This window comes from Streptomyces sp. NPDC047108 (genome assembly GCF_040643575.1).
Lineage (GTDB): Bacteria > Actinomycetota > Actinomycetes > Streptomycetales > Streptomycetaceae > Streptomyces.
The window spans coordinates 1-14,104 of the sequence record NZ_JBEYUP010000007.1; the positions used below are offsets into that span (position 1 = coordinate 1).

10 protein-coding genes are annotated in these 14,104 nt (G+C 71.9%); 3 read left to right on the forward strand and 7 right to left on the reverse strand.

Features of this window, described 5'->3' with window-relative positions:
• The first annotated feature begins 303 nt into the window (after positions 1 to 303).
• The 3 genes from ABZ822_RS16325 to ABZ822_RS16335 all read left to right on the forward strand — a co-directional run bounded on the left by ABZ822_RS16325 (position 304) and on the right by ABZ822_RS16335 (position 3,801).
• The gene (locus ABZ822_RS16325; RefSeq protein ID WP_360853392.1) at positions 304 to 1,608 is read left to right on the forward strand and encodes a DUF2092 domain-containing protein; all 1,305 of its coding nucleotides are present in this window, start codon (positions 304 to 306) and stop codon (positions 1,606 to 1,608) included.
• A 200-nt stretch (positions 1,609 to 1,808) separates the two neighbouring features.
• Positions 1,809 to 2,843 carry an ABC transporter ATP-binding protein gene (locus tag ABZ822_RS16330; protein ID WP_360853395.1) on the forward strand — a complete coding sequence of 345 codons (1,035 nt, stop codon included), beginning with the start codon at positions 1,809 to 1,811 and terminating at the stop codon, positions 2,841 to 2,843.
• The gene (locus ABZ822_RS16335) at positions 2,830 to 3,801 is read left to right on the forward strand and encodes an ABC transporter permease (RefSeq protein ID WP_360853398.1); all 972 of its coding nucleotides are present in this window, start codon (positions 2,830 to 2,832) and stop codon (positions 3,799 to 3,801) included. Before ABZ822_RS16330 ends, ABZ822_RS16335 begins: the two co-directional genes overlap by 14 nt.
• Positions 3,802 to 3,910: 109 nt before the next feature.
• On the opposite strand, the gene ABZ822_RS16340 is transcribed toward ABZ822_RS16335, so the two are convergent.
• From ABZ822_RS16340 to ABZ822_RS16370, 7 genes are all read right to left on the reverse strand, one after another.
• Complete coding sequence (locus ABZ822_RS16340) at positions 3,911 to 5,287, reverse strand: M28 family metallopeptidase (RefSeq protein WP_360853401.1); 1,377 nt, start codon at positions 5,285 to 5,287, stop codon at positions 3,911 to 3,913.
• A gap of 247 nt (positions 5,288 to 5,534) precedes the next feature.
• A complete protein-coding gene (gene rarD, locus ABZ822_RS16345) occupies positions 5,535 to 6,545 on the reverse strand; it encodes an EamA family transporter RarD (protein WP_360854174.1) in 1,011 nt (336 codons plus the stop codon).
• 213 nt (positions 6,546 to 6,758) lie between these two features.
• Complete coding sequence (locus ABZ822_RS16350; protein WP_360853404.1) at positions 6,759 to 7,823, reverse strand: 2-oxoacid:ferredoxin oxidoreductase subunit beta; 1,065 nt, start codon at positions 7,821 to 7,823, stop codon at positions 6,759 to 6,761.
• Positions 7,816 to 9,744, reverse strand: coding sequence for a 2-oxoacid:acceptor oxidoreductase subunit alpha (locus tag ABZ822_RS16355; RefSeq protein WP_360853407.1), 1,929 nt, complete (start codon positions 9,742 to 9,744; stop codon positions 7,816 to 7,818). Before ABZ822_RS16355 ends, ABZ822_RS16350 begins: the two co-directional genes overlap by 8 nt.
• Positions 9,745 to 9,990: 246 nt before the next feature.
• Entirely contained in the window at positions 9,991 to 10,650 is a 660-nt protein-coding gene (locus ABZ822_RS16360) for a response regulator transcription factor (protein ID WP_360854177.1), read from the reverse strand.
• A 148-nt stretch (positions 10,651 to 10,798) separates the two neighbouring features.
• A complete protein-coding gene (locus ABZ822_RS16365) occupies positions 10,799 to 12,196 on the reverse strand; it encodes a sensor domain-containing protein (RefSeq protein WP_360854180.1) in 1,398 nt (465 codons plus the stop codon).
• Positions 12,197 to 12,727: 531 nt separating this feature from the next.
• Positions 12,728 to 13,966, reverse strand: coding sequence for a sensor domain-containing protein (locus ABZ822_RS16370; RefSeq protein ID WP_360853410.1), 1,239 nt, complete (start codon positions 13,964 to 13,966; stop codon positions 12,728 to 12,730).
• Positions 13,967 to 14,104 lie beyond the last annotated feature (138 nt).

Consider the following 14,104-nt stretch of genomic DNA (forward strand, 5'->3'; position numbering starts at 1 on the left):
CTGCACAGCTACAACCATCACCGATGCCACACCGCACTCGGAGGCCAACCACCGATCACCCGTGTGAACAACGCTCCAGGTCAATACACCTAGGGGATGCTCCGCCTTACGCGGTAGGCCGTCCACCGGGCGGAGGGTGTGTCTCATCCCCCAGGCGTATGCGGAGTTGACCCCGTCGGCTGACGCCTCGGCGTGGCCGGTTTGGTGGGATTAGTAGCACCAGCGCGGCGGACTAGGGTGACAATATGCGCGACGTGCCCGGGCTCGACGCAACGACCGCCGCCGAACACGGAGGTAGGGCAGATGTCAGGTAAGCGACCGACACAGGCCGACGACGCACTGGACGTCGAAGAAGCCGCTGTGCCGCGGAGCCGCAGAGCAGCCCGTTACGCGGTGCCGGTCGTGGTGGCGGGCATCGCGGCGGGCACGATCGGATTCGTGCCGGCGTTCGCCGGGTCCGGCGACCCCGACCTTCCGAAGATCTCGGCGCAGGACCTCGTCGCCAAGGTCGCCGCCTCCGACACCGAGCAGATGTCCGGCACGGTCAAGGTGAAGACCGACTTCGGGCTTCCCTCCCTCCCCGGCATGGACGCGGGCAGCGCCTCCGGGCTCTTCGGCGGCGATGGCGGCGGTGGCGGCAAGGGCGGCAAGGGCGGGGCGGCCGCGGACCCGCAGTCGAAGCTGATGGAACTGCTCTCCGGCTCCCACACGTTGAGGGTCGCCGCGGACGGACCCGACAAGCAGCGCGTCTCGATCATCGACGACGCCTCCGAGTACAGCCTGATCCACAACGGCGGCGAGGTGTGGGCCTACGACTCCGCCAGCAACTCCGCGTACCACGCGACCGAGCCGCAGGGCGCCGGCGCCAAGGACGGCGACCGCGCGAAGCGGGCGCCGCACGGTGACGCCACCGACGCGACGCCGCAGCAGCTCGCGAGGGAGGTGCTGAAGGCCGCGGACGGCACGACGTCCGTCACGGTCGACGGCACGGCGAAGGTCGCCGGGCGGGACGCCTACCAGCTGGTGATCGAGCCGAAGCAGAAGGAGTCCACGATCGGTGCGTTCCGCATCGCCGTGGACGCCGAGAACGGCGTGCCGCTGAAGTTCACGCTCACGCCGAAGTCGGGTGGGGCGCCGGTCGTCGACGCGGGCTTCACCACGGTCGACTTCGCCGAGCCGGACGCGAAGACCTTCGACTTCACCCCGCCCAAGGGCACTGAGGTCACCGAGCAGAAGGACGAGCCCGGCCGTGCCGCCGAGCGCGGGATGAACGTGCCCGTCGAGCCGCCGGCCGCCCGCGGGGACCTCCCGGACGCGGCCGGTCCCGGCGGTCTCGGCGGCTCCGGCGAGGGCTGGGCGACCGTCGTCCGGATCAAGGACCCGGAGGCCGGCTCGAAGGGCTCGAAGGAGCGGTCCCGCGAGGGCGGAGCAGATTCCGACGCGCAGGCGTTCCTGGACTCCCTGGGCGACAAGGTCAGCGGCAAGTTCGGCTCGGGCACGGTCTTCAGCACCCGCCTGGTCAATGCCCTGGTGACGGACGACGGCGCGGTCTACGTCGGCGCCGTCGACAAGTCGGCGCTGGTGAAGGCGGCCGACGAAGCCAAGTAGCCACCCCTGACACGCGCCTCACCGCTTCCCCCCGCGGTGGGGCGCGTTCGCGTCCCCGCCCTGTGCACGACGCCGCTCTCTGCGCCGTCGGCCCGCGTGGCGCGCGAGCGCTTCGCGGCCACCCCGGGGGCAGGATGGGTGCGGGCGGCCGGGCCGCCCGCGGCAGTGCCTGACGACGGGGAGAGCGGACGGGGAGAACGATGGAACGACTGCTCGGTGAACAGGCCGGTTCCGACGGGCCCTTCAGAGGAGGAGCCGCGCCCGCGCGCCAGGGCTCCGCGACGCGTACGGGCGACGACACCGTCATCGCCGCGCGCGGCCTCACGAAGCGGTACCGCGGCGGGCAACTCGCAGTCGACGGGCTCGACCTCGCGGTGCCGCGCGGCAGCGTCTTCGGCTTCCTCGGGCCCAACGGTTCGGGCAAGACCACCACCATCCGCATGCTGATGGGGCTGATCGCTCCCACGTCCGGCTCGGTCCGCGTCCTCGGCCGTCCCATGCCGCGCGCGGTGCGCGAGGTGCTGCCCGAGGTCGGCGCGCTCATCGAGGGCCCCGCGCTCTACGGCTTCCTCTCGGGCCGCGACAACCTCGTGCGCTTCGACTCCGCCGACCCGACGGCCGATCCCCGTACGCGGTCCGCACGGGTCGCCGCCGCGCTCGACCGCGTCGGACTCGCGCCGGCCGGACGCAAGAAGGCGCGGGCGTACAGCCTCGGCATGAAACAGCGGCTGGGTCTGGCCTCCGCCCTGCTCCGGCCGCGGCGGCTGCTGGTCCTCGATGAGCCCACCAACGGCCTCGACCCGCAGGGCATGCGGGAGATCCGGGCCCTGGTGCGTGAGCTGGCGTCCGACGGCACGACCGTGTTCCTCTCCTCCCATCTCCTCGACGAGATCGAGCAGGTGTGCACGCACGCGGCCGTGATGGCGCGCGGACGCCTCCTCGCGCAGGGGCCGGTCGCCGAACTCTCCGCGGAGGCGCGCGGCAGGCTGTCGGTGACCACACCGGACACCACCGTGGCCGTACGGGTGCTGGGCGAGCACGGCGTGGCCGCGATCGCCGTCGCCGGGGACCGCGTCACCGGCGAACTGACCCCGAGCGGGGTGGCGGATCTCGCGGACCTCAACGCCGCACTCGTACGGGCCCATGTGCGCGTACGCGGCTTCGGTGCCGAACGGGCCTCGCTGGAGGACGCGTTCGTCGCCCTGACCGGGGAGGGCTTCGATGTCGCGGGCTGAGGACACCCGGGGGCATGGCGGCGAACGGGCCGAGGCCGGGGCCACGACGCGGCCCGGCGGACGTCCGTACTCCGGGGCCCGTGCCCCGGCATCCCGGGTCGCGCCCGACACGGTACGGCGCACCCCGCTGCGGTCGCTGGGCCTCCTCCGCAGCGAACTGCGCACCACCTTCCTCCGCTGGCGCACGCTCGCGCTGCTGGCCGTCCTCGCCGCCGTGCCCGTCCTCATCGGTGTCGCCGTACGGATCGAGACGAGCGACGGCGGCCGGGCGGGCGGGGACGGCGGCGGGCCTGCCTTCCTCACTCAGATCACCGGCAACGGCCTGTTCCTGGTCTTCGCCGCGCTCGCCGCGACTCTCCCCGTCTTCCTGCCGATGGCGGTCGGTGTCGTCGCGGGCGACTCGATCGCGGGCGAGGCGAGCGCGGGGACGCTGCGCTACCTGCTGGTGGCACCCGCGGGCCGGACCCGTCTGCTGCTCTGCAAGTACGCGGCGGTGCTGGCGTTCTGCCTTGTCGCGAGCTGCGTCGTGGCCGCGTCCGCCCTGGCCGTCGCCGCGCTGCTGTTCCCGCTCGGCGATCTCACGCTCATCTCCGGCGTCACGGTCCCCTTCACCGACGGGCTCGTCCGCGCCCTGGCCGTGGCGGTCGTCGTGGCCGCGTCGCTGACCGGGGTCGCGGCCCTCGGTCTGTTCGTGTCCACGCTCACCAACAGCGGGATCGCGGCGATGGCGACGACCGTGGGCCTGCTGATCACCGTGCAGATCCTCGACACGATCCCGCAGCTGCACGCCGTCCACCCGTACCTGTTCCCGCACTACTGGCTGAGCTTCGCGGACCTGCTGCGTGAGCCGGTCTACTGGGAGAAGCTGGTGAGCAATCTGGAGCTGCAGGGCCTGTACGTGGCGGTGTTCGGCTCCCTGGCCTGGGCCCGCTTCACGGCCCGCGACATCACGGCGTAGCGCCTGCGGCCGGCCCGCTCGACGACCGCGGGGCGAAGGCCCCGCGCCACGGGGGCGCGGGGCCTTCGCATTCGGTGGGGGGTGGCGGTCGAAGGGCCGGATCGGCGGTTCAGAAGGTCAGCTTCCAGCTGTCGATGTAGCCGGTGTCCTGCGCGGCAACGTCCTGGACGCGCAGCTTCCATGTGCCGTTCGCGACCTCGCTGGAGGCGTTGACCGTGTACGTGGCGATGACGTTGTCGGCCGAGTCGAAGCTGCTGGAGTTCTTGAGCCGGTAGGCGGTGCCGTCCGGCGCGAGGAGGTCGACCACCAGGTCACCGCGCCAGGTGTGCTTGATGTCGACGCCGACCTTGAGTGCCGTCGGGGCGTTGCCCGTACGGCCGGTGACGGCGACGGAGGAGCTGACCGCGCTGCCGTTGTCGGGGATGGCGACATCGGCGGCGTTCTCGAAGACCGTGCCGGGGTCGGGGTTGGTCTGGCCTGCCGACAGGGTCCAGATCGCGTGGGCGATGGCGTCGCTGTTGCGGTCGAGCGCGGTGTCGTTGATGTTCGACGTCGTGTCGCAGGAGGAGTGGTAGCAGCGGTCGAAGGCCTGACCCGCCGTACCGCCCCACTTCTGCGCCTGCGCCGAGGACTTGGCGCGGCTCGCACCGGTGAAGAGGCCGCCGACGGGGATGCCGACGTTCTTGAACGAGGCGTGGTCGGAGCGGCCGTCGCCCTCGGTCTCGATCTCGGTCGGAACGCTCTTGCTCGCGAAGAAGTCCTTGAAGACCGACTCGATCGTCGGGTCGTCGTCGTAGACGAAGTAGCCCGGGTTCGGCGAGCCGATCATGTCGAAGTTGAGGTAGCCGGAGACCTTGGAGCGCTCGGCGGAGGGGAGGTTGTTCACGTAGTACTTGGAACCCACCAGCCCCAGTTCCTCGGCGCCCCACCAGCCGAACCGCAGGTGCTTGGCGGGCTTGAAGTTCTCGCGGGCGACGGCGAGCGCGGTTTCGAGGACGGCGGCGGAGCCCGAGCCGTTGTCGTTCATGCCGGGCCCGGATGAGACGGAGTCGAGGTGGGCCCCGGCGAAGAGCACCTGGTCGGGGTCGCCGCCCGGCCAGTCGGCGATGAGGTTGTAGCCGGTGGAGCCGCTGGAGGTGAACTGCTGGACGGTGGTGGTGAATCCGGCCGCGTCCAGCTTGGCCTTCACGTAGTCGAGGGACGCCTTGTAGCCAGGGCGGCCGTGGGCGCGGTTCCCGCCGTTGGCGGTGGCGATCGACTGCAGTTCGTTCAGGTGCGCCTTCACATTGGCGACGGGGATGTCGGGCGCGGCGGCGGCCGACCGTGCCGATGCCGACGCTGCGGGGGACGCCGCGGCGGTCGCACCGGGTGCGGTGGCGACGAGCCCGGCGACGGCACCTGCGGCGACGGCCGCGGTCGCGGCTCTGCGGACCCATGATCTTCGGGTGGACCGGGGTTCGGCTATGCGGGGGGTGCGTGATGACATGGTGGGGGCTCCGGATTCCGAGAGGTCTGAAAGAGATCAGGACGGAACGAACGGGACGCCCCGCGGTTGGGCGGTCGCAGGGGCGCTGGAGCGAAAACGATTCTTTGACGCGAGCATGATGCTCGGCTGCGGCTGACGCCCCGTCAAGGGCAGATTTCGGACATGACCCGCCGGATATCGGTTTTTCCTGTTCTGGCGGAGGGTCAGTGGGCCAGAAGGGGCGGACGCGGGAGGGCCGGGCCCCTCGTCACAGTGTGCCGTCGGCCCCCGCGCCGCCCTCGGTACGCACCACCGGCGCCCCGGCGGTCCCGGCCGGCCGTACGGCGTCCTGGCGCGCCGCGGCCCGCAGGGCGGCCCGCCCGCGCCGGGCCGCGCGCAGCGCGTCCCAGGTCAGGACCGTGAGCGCGATCCAGACGAGCGCGAAGCCCGCCCACCGCTCGGCGGGCATCTTCTCGTGGAACCACACCAGGCCCAGCACGAACTGGAGCACGGGGGCGAGGTACTGCAGCAGGCCGATCATGCTGAGCGGGATCCGGATCGCCGCCGCCCCGAAGCACACCAGCGGCACCGCGGTGACCAGGCCGCAGCTCGCCAGCAGCAGGGCGTGCGGGACGCCCTCGGCGCCGAAGGCGAGGTCGCCGCGCGAGGAGAGGAACAGCAGGAAGCCCAGTGCCGGCAGGAACTGGACCGCGGTCTCCGCGGCCAGGGACTCGATCCCGCCGAGCCCGATCTTCTTCTTCACCAGGCCGTACGTCGCGAACGAGAAGGCGAGGACGAGCGCGATCCACGGCAGCCGCCCGTAACCCGCGGTCAGGACGACCACGGCCGCCGCGCCGATGCCCACCGCGACCCACTGCGCCGGGCGCATCCGCTCCTTCAGGAGCAGGACGCCGAACAGGATGGTGACCAGGGGATTGATGAAGTAGCCGAGCGAGGTTTCCACCACGCGCCCGGAATTCACGCCCCAGATGTAGAGGCCCCAGTTGACGGAGATGACGGTCGCCGCGACCGTCACCAGCGCCAGCCGCTTCGGCCGACGCACCAGCTCGGGTATCCACGCCCAGCGGCGCAGGGCGAGCAGGATCAGCGCGACCGCGGCGAGGGACCACACCATGCGGTGCGCAAGGATCTCGACGGCCGACGCGGGCTTCAGCAGCGGCCAGAACAGCGGCACGAGGCCCCAGAGTCCGTACGCGGCGATCCCGCAGAGCAGGCCGGTGCGGTGCTCGTTCGTCGTCCGGGCCGCGTCGCTCTCCAGGTGTGGCTGCGGCGTCTGCGGCTTCGGCGTCAAGGGGCACTCCCGGGTGCGGCGGGGCAACGCCACGACGGTAGCGCCGCGGTGGGTCCACTGTCATGCCCGTATCGCCATACGGTCATGACACCCACGGGCTGGGGTCCACACGCCGCGGCCCGCCCCCGAGTTCCCTCGGGGGCGGGCCGCGTGGTGAGTCGTGCGCCGCGGGTGCTGCGCTCAGGCCGTGACGTTCCACGTGTCGTTGCCGTGCAGGAGCGCGGCCAGGTCGCCCTTGCCGCCCTGCTCCACCGCCTGCTCCAACTGGTCCGCCATGAGCGTGTCGTAGACCGGGCGGCGGACGCTGCGCAGCACACCGATGGGTGTGTGGTGCAGGGTGTCCGGGTCGGCGAGCCGGGAGAGCGCGAACGCCGTGGTCGGGCTCTCCGCGTGCGCGTCGTGCACCAGCACGTCGGCCGCGGTGCCGGGCGTCACGTCGACGATGCGGAGGTCGCCGGTGGCCTGGTCGCGGACGACACCCTTGGAGCCCAGGCCGTCCTCGGCCGGGGCGCCGAAGCGGATCGGCTGCCCGTGCTCGAGCCGGATGACCGCCTCCTGCGCCTGCTCCTTGTCCTTGAGGACCTCGAAGGCGCCGTCGTTGAAGATGTTGCAGTTCTGGTAGATCTCCACCAGCGCCGTGCCCGGGTGGTCGGCCGCCTGGCGCAGCACCTCGGTGAGGTGCTTGCGGTCGGAGTCGACCGTACGGGCGACGAAGCTGGCCTCGGCGCCGACGGCCAGCGAGACGGGGTTGAAGGGTGCGTCGAGCGAACCCATGGGCGTCGACTTGGTGATCTTCCCGACCTCGGAGGTCGGGCTGTACTGGCCCTTCGTCAGGCCGTAGATCCGGTTGTTGAACAGCAGGATCTTGAGGTTGACGTTGCGCCGCAGGGCGTGGATCAGGTGGTTGCCGCCGATGGACAGCGCGTCGCCGTCCCCGGTGACGACCCACACCGACAGATCGCGGCGCGAGGCGGCGAGGCCGGTCGCGATGGAGGGGGCGCGGCCGTGGATGGAGTGCATCCCGTACGTGTTCATGTAGTACGGGAAGCGGGAGGAGCAGCCGATGCCGGAGACGAAGACGATGTTCTCCTTGGCCAGGCCGAGTTCGGGCATGAAGCCCTGGACGGCGGCCAGGACCGCGTAGTCACCGCAGCCGGGGCACCAGCGCACTTCCTGGTCGGACTTGAAGTCCTTCATGGACTGCTTGGCTTCGGCCTTCGGCACCAGCGAGAGCGCCTCAGTCATCGATGGCCTCCTTAAGGACCTTCGCGAGCTCTTCGGCCTTGAACGGCAGCCCCCGCACCTGGTTGTAGGAGCGGACGTCGACCAGATACCGGGCGCGCAGCAGCGTGGCGAGCTGGCCCAGGTTCATCTCCGGCACCACCACCTTCTCGTAACGCCCCAGCACCTCGCCCAGATTCCGCGGGAACGGGTTGAGGTGGCGCAGGTGGGCCTGGGCGACGCGCCCGCCGGCGGCGCGGACGCGCCGTACGCCAGCCGTGACCGGTCCGTACGTCGAGCCCCAGCCCAGCACCAGCAGCCGGGCGTCACCGGTCGGGTCGTCCACCTCGACGTCCGGGACCTCGATGCCGTCGACCTTGGCCTGGCGGGTGCGGACCATGAAGTCGTGGTTGGCCGGGTCGTACGAGATGTTGCCCGTGCCGTCCTGCTTCTCGATGCCGCCGATGCGGTGCTCCAGGCCCGGCGTGCCGGGGACGGCCCACGGGCGGGCGAGGGTCTGCGGGTCGCGCTTGTACGGCCAGAAGACCTCCGTCCCGTCCTCGGTGGTGTGGTTGGGGCAGGTCGCGAACTGCACGCGCAGATCCGGGAGTTCGTCGACGCCCGGGATGCGCCACGGCTCGGAGCCGTTGGCCAGGTAGCCGTCGGAGAGCAGGAACACCGGGGTGCGGTACTCCAGCGCGATCCGGGCCGCCTCCAGCGCCGCGTCGAAGCAGTCGGCCGGGGTGGACGGTGCGACGATCGGGACCGGGGCCTCGCCGTTGCGCCCGTACATCGCCTGCAGCAGGTCGGCCTGCTCGGTCTTGGTCGGCAGGCCCGTGGACGGGCCGCCGCGCTGGATGTCGACGACCAGCAGCGGCAGCTCCAGCGACACCGCGAGCCCGATCGTCTCCGACTTCAGGGCGACCCCGGGCCCCGAGGTCGTGGTCACGCCGAGCGCGCCGCCGAACGCCGCGCCGAGCGCGGCGCCGATGCCCGCGATCTCGTCCTCGGCCTGGAAGGTCCGCACACCGAAATTCTTGTGCCGGGACAGCTCGTGCAGGATGTCCGAGGCCGGGGTGATCGGGTACGAGCCGAGGAACAGCGGCAGGTCGGCCTGGTGCGAGGCCGCGATCAGCCCGTAGGCCAGCGCGAGGTTGCCCGAGATGTTGCGGTACGTGCCGGAGGGGAACGCGGACGAGGCCGGTGCCACCTCGTAGGAGACCGCGAAGTCCTCGGTGGTCTCGCCGAAGTTCCAACCCGCCCGGAACGCCGACACGTTCGCCTCGGCCAGCCGCGGCTTCTTCGCGAACTTCGAGCGCAGGAAGGACTCGGTGCTGTCGGTCGGACGGTTGTACATCCAGGACAGCAGGCCGAGCGCGAACATGTTCTTCGAGCGCTCGGCCTCCTTCCGCGTCAGCTCGTACTCCTTGAGAGCCTCGACGGTCAGCGTGGTCAGCGGCACCGGGTGGACGTTGTAGCCCTCCAGCGAGCCGTCCTCCAGCGGATCGGCCGCGAATCCCACCTTGGCCAGCGCGCGCTTGGTGAACTCGTCGGTGTTGACGATGATCTCCGCGCCGCGCGGCAGGTCCGCCAGGTTCGCCTTCAGGGCGGCCGGGTTCATCGCGACCAGCACGTTCGGCGCGTCACCGGGCGTGAGGATGTCGTGGTCCGCGAAGTGGAGCTGGAAGCTGGACACGCCGGGCAGGGTGCCGGCGGGCGCGCGGATCTCGGCGGGGAAGTTCGGCAGCGTGGAGAGGTCGTTCCCGAACGACGCCGTCTCCGAGGTGAAGCGGTCACCCGTGAGCTGCATGCCGTCTCCGGAGTCACCGGCGAACCGGATGATCACGCGGTCGAGACGTCGGACTTCCTTCGTGCCGGGAGCCGGCTGCTCGCCGGTGGATGCCCCGTCGGCCGGATCGGCCTGGGTGCTGACCTGGCTGGTCACTGAACTGGACCTCCTTCGAGGCGGCGGCTGGGGTCTCGCGACGTACCGACCGGTTGTTCCTCGGCCACTGTACGGGGGTAAGGGTGACCTTCCCCCTAGGAGTCACATCGCGGACGCTGGTGTGAGACGCCATTTTGAGCCGGTATGTCGTTATCTGCCCGGCTTGTAAGGCGCCGCCTCGTCCCGGGCCCCAGGCTCATTCTTTGGGCCTACGACCACGACTCGAGTGAAAGGCGGGGAGCGGCCTCAGGAGTTGAGGTACGTCAGCACGGCCAGCACCCGGCGGTGATCTCCGTCACTCTGCGACAGGCCCAGCTTCATGAAGATGTTGCTCACGTGCTTCTCCACCGCGCCGTCGCTCACCACCAGCGCCCGCGCGATCGCCGAGTTCGTCCGGCCCTCGGCCATCAGCCCCAGCACCTCCCGCTCCCGCGGCGTCAGCCCCGCCAGCACGTCCTGCTTGCGGCTGCGCCCCAGCAGCTGGGCGACGACCTCCGGGTCCAGCGCCGTACCGCCCCGCGCGACCCGCACCACCGCGTCCACGAACTCGCGCACCTCGGCCACCCGGTCCTTGAGCAGATAGCCCACGCCCCGGCTGCTCCCGGCGATCAGCTCCGTCGCGTACTGCTCCTCCACGTACTGGGACAGGACCAGCACGCCGAGACCCGGATGGTCGCGGCGCAGCCGTACGGCCGCCCGGACGCCCTCGTCGGTGTGGGTCGGCGGCATCCGTACGTCCGCGACGACCACGTCCGGCAGCTCGCCCCGGGCGGCCATCTCCCCGATCGTCGCGATCAGCGCCTCGGCGTCGCCGACCCCGGCGACCACCTGATGGCCCCGGTCGGTGATCAGCCGGGTCAGCCCCTCACGGAGCAGCACCGAGTCCTCGGCGATGACCACCCGCACCGTGTCCCGCGCGTCGCCCTGTACGTCGTTCTGCACGCCCGTCACTTCTGCCGTCCCCCGCTGTGCCGTGTCCCTGGTGGGCGCGCCTGGCCGGACGGCGCCGGAGTCCCGGCCACCGCCCGATGGCGGGCCTCGGTGCGCCAGTGTCTCAGGATCCGGATCCCGGTCCCAGGCGGCGCGGGGAGGGCCCGGGCTGTTCGCGCCAGGGCAGCTCGGCGGTGACGGTGGTGCCCGTGCCCGGCGCGGAGTCCACGACGAGAAGGCCGTCGACCGCGCCGAGCCGCTCGGAGAGCCCGGAGAGGCCGGTGCCCCCGGCTTCGCCGGGGCCGGTGGGGGACGCCGTCGCGCCGCCCCTGCCGTTGTCCGTCACCTGGAGCATGATCCGGGTCTCCACCCGCCAGACGTCCATGGAGGCGGCGGTCGCGTCGCTGTGTTTGCTGATGTTCTGGAGGAGTTCGGAGGCGGTGTAGTAGGCGATGCCTTCGATGGCGGGTGCGGGGCGGGTGGGGAGTTCGACGGTGACGGTGACGGGGACGGTGCAGCGTGCGGCGAGGGCGGAGAGGGCGGGTCCGAGTCCTCGGTCGGTGAGGATGGCGGGGTGGATGCCGCGGGCGAGGTCGCGGAGTTCTTGGAGGGCGAGTTTCACTTCGCCGTGGGCTTCGTCGACCATGCGGGCGGCGGTGTCGGGGTCTTCGAGGAGTTTTTCCTTGGCGAGGCCGAGGTCCATGGCGAGGGCGACGAGGCGGGCCTGTGCTCCGTCGTGGAGGTCGCGTTCGATGCGGCGGAGGTCGGCGGCGGCGGTGTCGACGACCACGCCCCGGTCCGACTCCAGCTCCGTCACCCGTGACGCCAGCCGGGACGGCCCGAGCAGCCCGGCGACCATCGTCCGGTCCACCTGCGCCAGGCCGCGGATCACCCAGGGGGTGGCGAGGACGAGCAGCAGGCCGGCGGCGGAGGCCACGGCGATCTCGAACGGCGAGTCGATGTAGAAGCGGTCCCGGCCGTCCTCGCTCCCGTAGACCTGGATGCCCGGCTGGTCCGTAAAGGTGGGCAGCGTCCAGTGCCACAGGGGATAGAGGAACAGCGTCCAGGCGTTCGCCCACAGCACCAGCGAGACGCAGAACGCGAAGACCGCCCACGGGAAGTGCAGCAGGCAGTAGAGCAGATGGCGCCAGGACGCACCGCTCTTGAGCAGCGCGCCGATCAGCGGCAGCAGCCCCGCCCGCGCGGGACGTACGGGCTCGGGCGCCGCCACGTCCAGACGCAGCAGCGCACGGGCCCTGGCCCGCTCCAGGGCGCCGAGCCCGCGAGCACCGCCCAGCGCGGCCGCCAGCACCGGCACACCGAGGAAGGTGATGAGCAGCCCGGCACCGAGGCTCGTCATCGTCACGGCGTACACGAACATCACGATCGCGAGCGGCAGATCGAGCAGGAGGTGGAGGAACTCCCGCCAGGTGCGGCCCTCGAACGGGGCGCGCAGCGCCGCGGGCACGCGGTGCGGGCGGGTCTGTGGTCCGTACGGTCCGTACCCGTATGCGGTGTCCATCGTGTCGTCATCCGTCCTGTCGGCGGTCCGCGGGGGCGAGCCGGCTGCGGAGGGCAGGGCGTGCCGGGTGCCGCCGGTGTGGGCGGCGTCGCCGGTGTGGGCGGCGTCGGCGGTGTGGGCGGCGTCGGCGGTGTGGGCGGTGTCGGCATGCACGCCGGTGGTGCTGCCTCAAGGCTGCGGGAGCGGGGGTGGGCGGAACCATGGAGCCGCTCGGTGTCCTGGGGGTGGGGCTTTCCCCACCCCGGGGTCGGTTCGCCCGTGCGCCCGGTGGTCGGTACGGGGGCGCGGACGGTACGGGGCGTGGTCCGTACGAGGGCGTGGTTCGTGAGAGGGCGCGGTCCGTACGAGGGCGCGGTTCGCATGGGGGTCGGTCCGTACGGGGCGTGGTCCGCATGGGGGTCGGTCCGTACGGGGCGTGGTTCGTAAGAGGGCGCGGTCGGTACGGGGTCCCGATCCGTACGAGGGCGCGGTCCGTATGAGGGCGGTGCGGCCCGTACGCCGGGCAGCGCTCTCGGGGCGCCGCCCTCCCCGTCACCGCCCCGCTCGTGCCCCCTCCGAACCGTCCCGCCACGGCAGCTCCGCCGTCACCGACGTCGGGCCGCCCTCGGGGGAGTCGAGGACGAACAGCCCGTCCACCGCCCCCAGCCGCTCGGCCAGGCCGGCGAGTCCGCTGCCGCCGTCCACACGCGCCCCGCCGCGCCCGTCGTCCCGCACCTGGAGGAGCAGCCGCTCCTCGGACCGCCACAGGTCGAGCGACGCGGAACGGGCCGTGCTGTGTTTGCTGATGTTCTGGAGGAGTTCGGAGGCGGTGTAGTAGGCGATGCCTTCGATGGCGGGTGCGGGGCGGGTGGGGAGTTCGACGGTGACGGTGACGGGGACGGTGCAGCGTGCGGCGAGGGCGGAGAGGGCGGGTCCGAGTCCTCGGTCGGTGAGGATGGCGGGGTGGATGCCGCGGGCGAGGTCGCGGAGTTCTTGGAGGGCGAGTTTCACTTCGCCGTGGGCTTCGTCGACCATGCGGGCGGCGGTGTCGGGGTCTTCGAGGAGTTTTTCCTTGGCGAGGCCGAGGTCCATGGCGAGGGCGACGAGGCGGGCCTGTGCTCCGTCGTGGAGGTCGCGTTCGATGCGGCGGAGGTCGGCGGCGGCGGTGTCGACGACCACGCCCCGGTCCGACTCCAGCTCCGCGATCCGCCGCTCCAGCTCGTCGGAGGGTGACAGCAGCCCGCGCACCATCGCGCGGTCGGCGTTCGTCAGCCCCCGCGTGATCCACGGCAGCACCGGCCACAGCACGAGGAGCGAGACGAGCGTGACGGCGAAGGTGACCACGCCCCACGGCAGCCGCATGAAGGAGTACAGCGCGGCGCGCCAGCCCACAGGGTCCCGCAGGCTCGTCCACAGCCAGGAGAAGAAACCGCCGTCCTCGCGGTGACGCAGCGGCGACGGCTCCTCGATCCGTACGCGCAGCAGCGCCCGGGCCCGCGCCCGCTCGGCCCGTCCGAGCAGCCGCGCCCCCGCCATCCCGGCCGCCAGCAGCGGCAGGCCGATCACGGTCACCGAGAGCCCCGCGCCCGTGAGCAGCCAGGTCGTCGCGTAGACGAAGCCCGCCAGCGCCATCGGCAGATTGGCGAGGAGGTGGGCGACCTCCCGCCATGTCTGCCGGCCGAAGGTGGCGCTCGGAGGTGGCAGCCGGTCGCCGCCGTCCTCGGTGGCGGTCGCCGCGGAGGTCGCCGCGGGGGTCGCGTCGCCGGGGGAGGAGGGGGTGCTCTCGGTCATGGAGTCAGCCTGCCGGGAGGGGCCCGGTGGGCGCCATGGGGTGATTAGGTGGGAGACGGGTGGGGACAACCCCACTCCTGTCCGGGGCGGGGACGTGAGACGGCTGCTCACGCCGCCTGTGGCAGGCCCTAGACTTCC

Bases quoted from the DNA above. Each gene is read 5' to 3' on its own strand.
- ABZ822_RS16340 (WP_360853401.1), bottom strand. From the start codon at position 5,287: ATGTCATCACGCACCCCCCGCATAGCCGAACCCCGGTCCACCCGAAGA.
- ABZ822_RS16325 (WP_360853392.1), top strand. From the start codon at position 304: ATGTCAGGTAAGCGACCGACACAGGCCGACGACGCACTGGACGTCGAA.
- ABZ822_RS16330 (WP_360853395.1), top strand. From the start codon at position 1,809: ATGGAACGACTGCTCGGTGAACAGGCCGGTTCCGACGGGCCCTTCAGA.
- ABZ822_RS16365 (WP_360854180.1), bottom strand. From the start codon at position 12,196: ATGGACACCGCATACGGGTACGGACCGTACGGACCACAGACCCGCCCG.
- ABZ822_RS16350 (WP_360853404.1), bottom strand. From the start codon at position 7,823: ATGACTGAGGCGCTCTCGCTGGTGCCGAAGGCCGAAGCCAAGCAGTCC.
- ABZ822_RS16370 (WP_360853410.1), bottom strand. From the start codon at position 13,966: ATGACCGAGAGCACCCCCTCCTCCCCCGGCGACGCGACCCCCGCGGCG.
- ABZ822_RS16335 (WP_360853398.1), top strand. From the start codon at position 2,830: ATGTCGCGGGCTGAGGACACCCGGGGGCATGGCGGCGAACGGGCCGAG.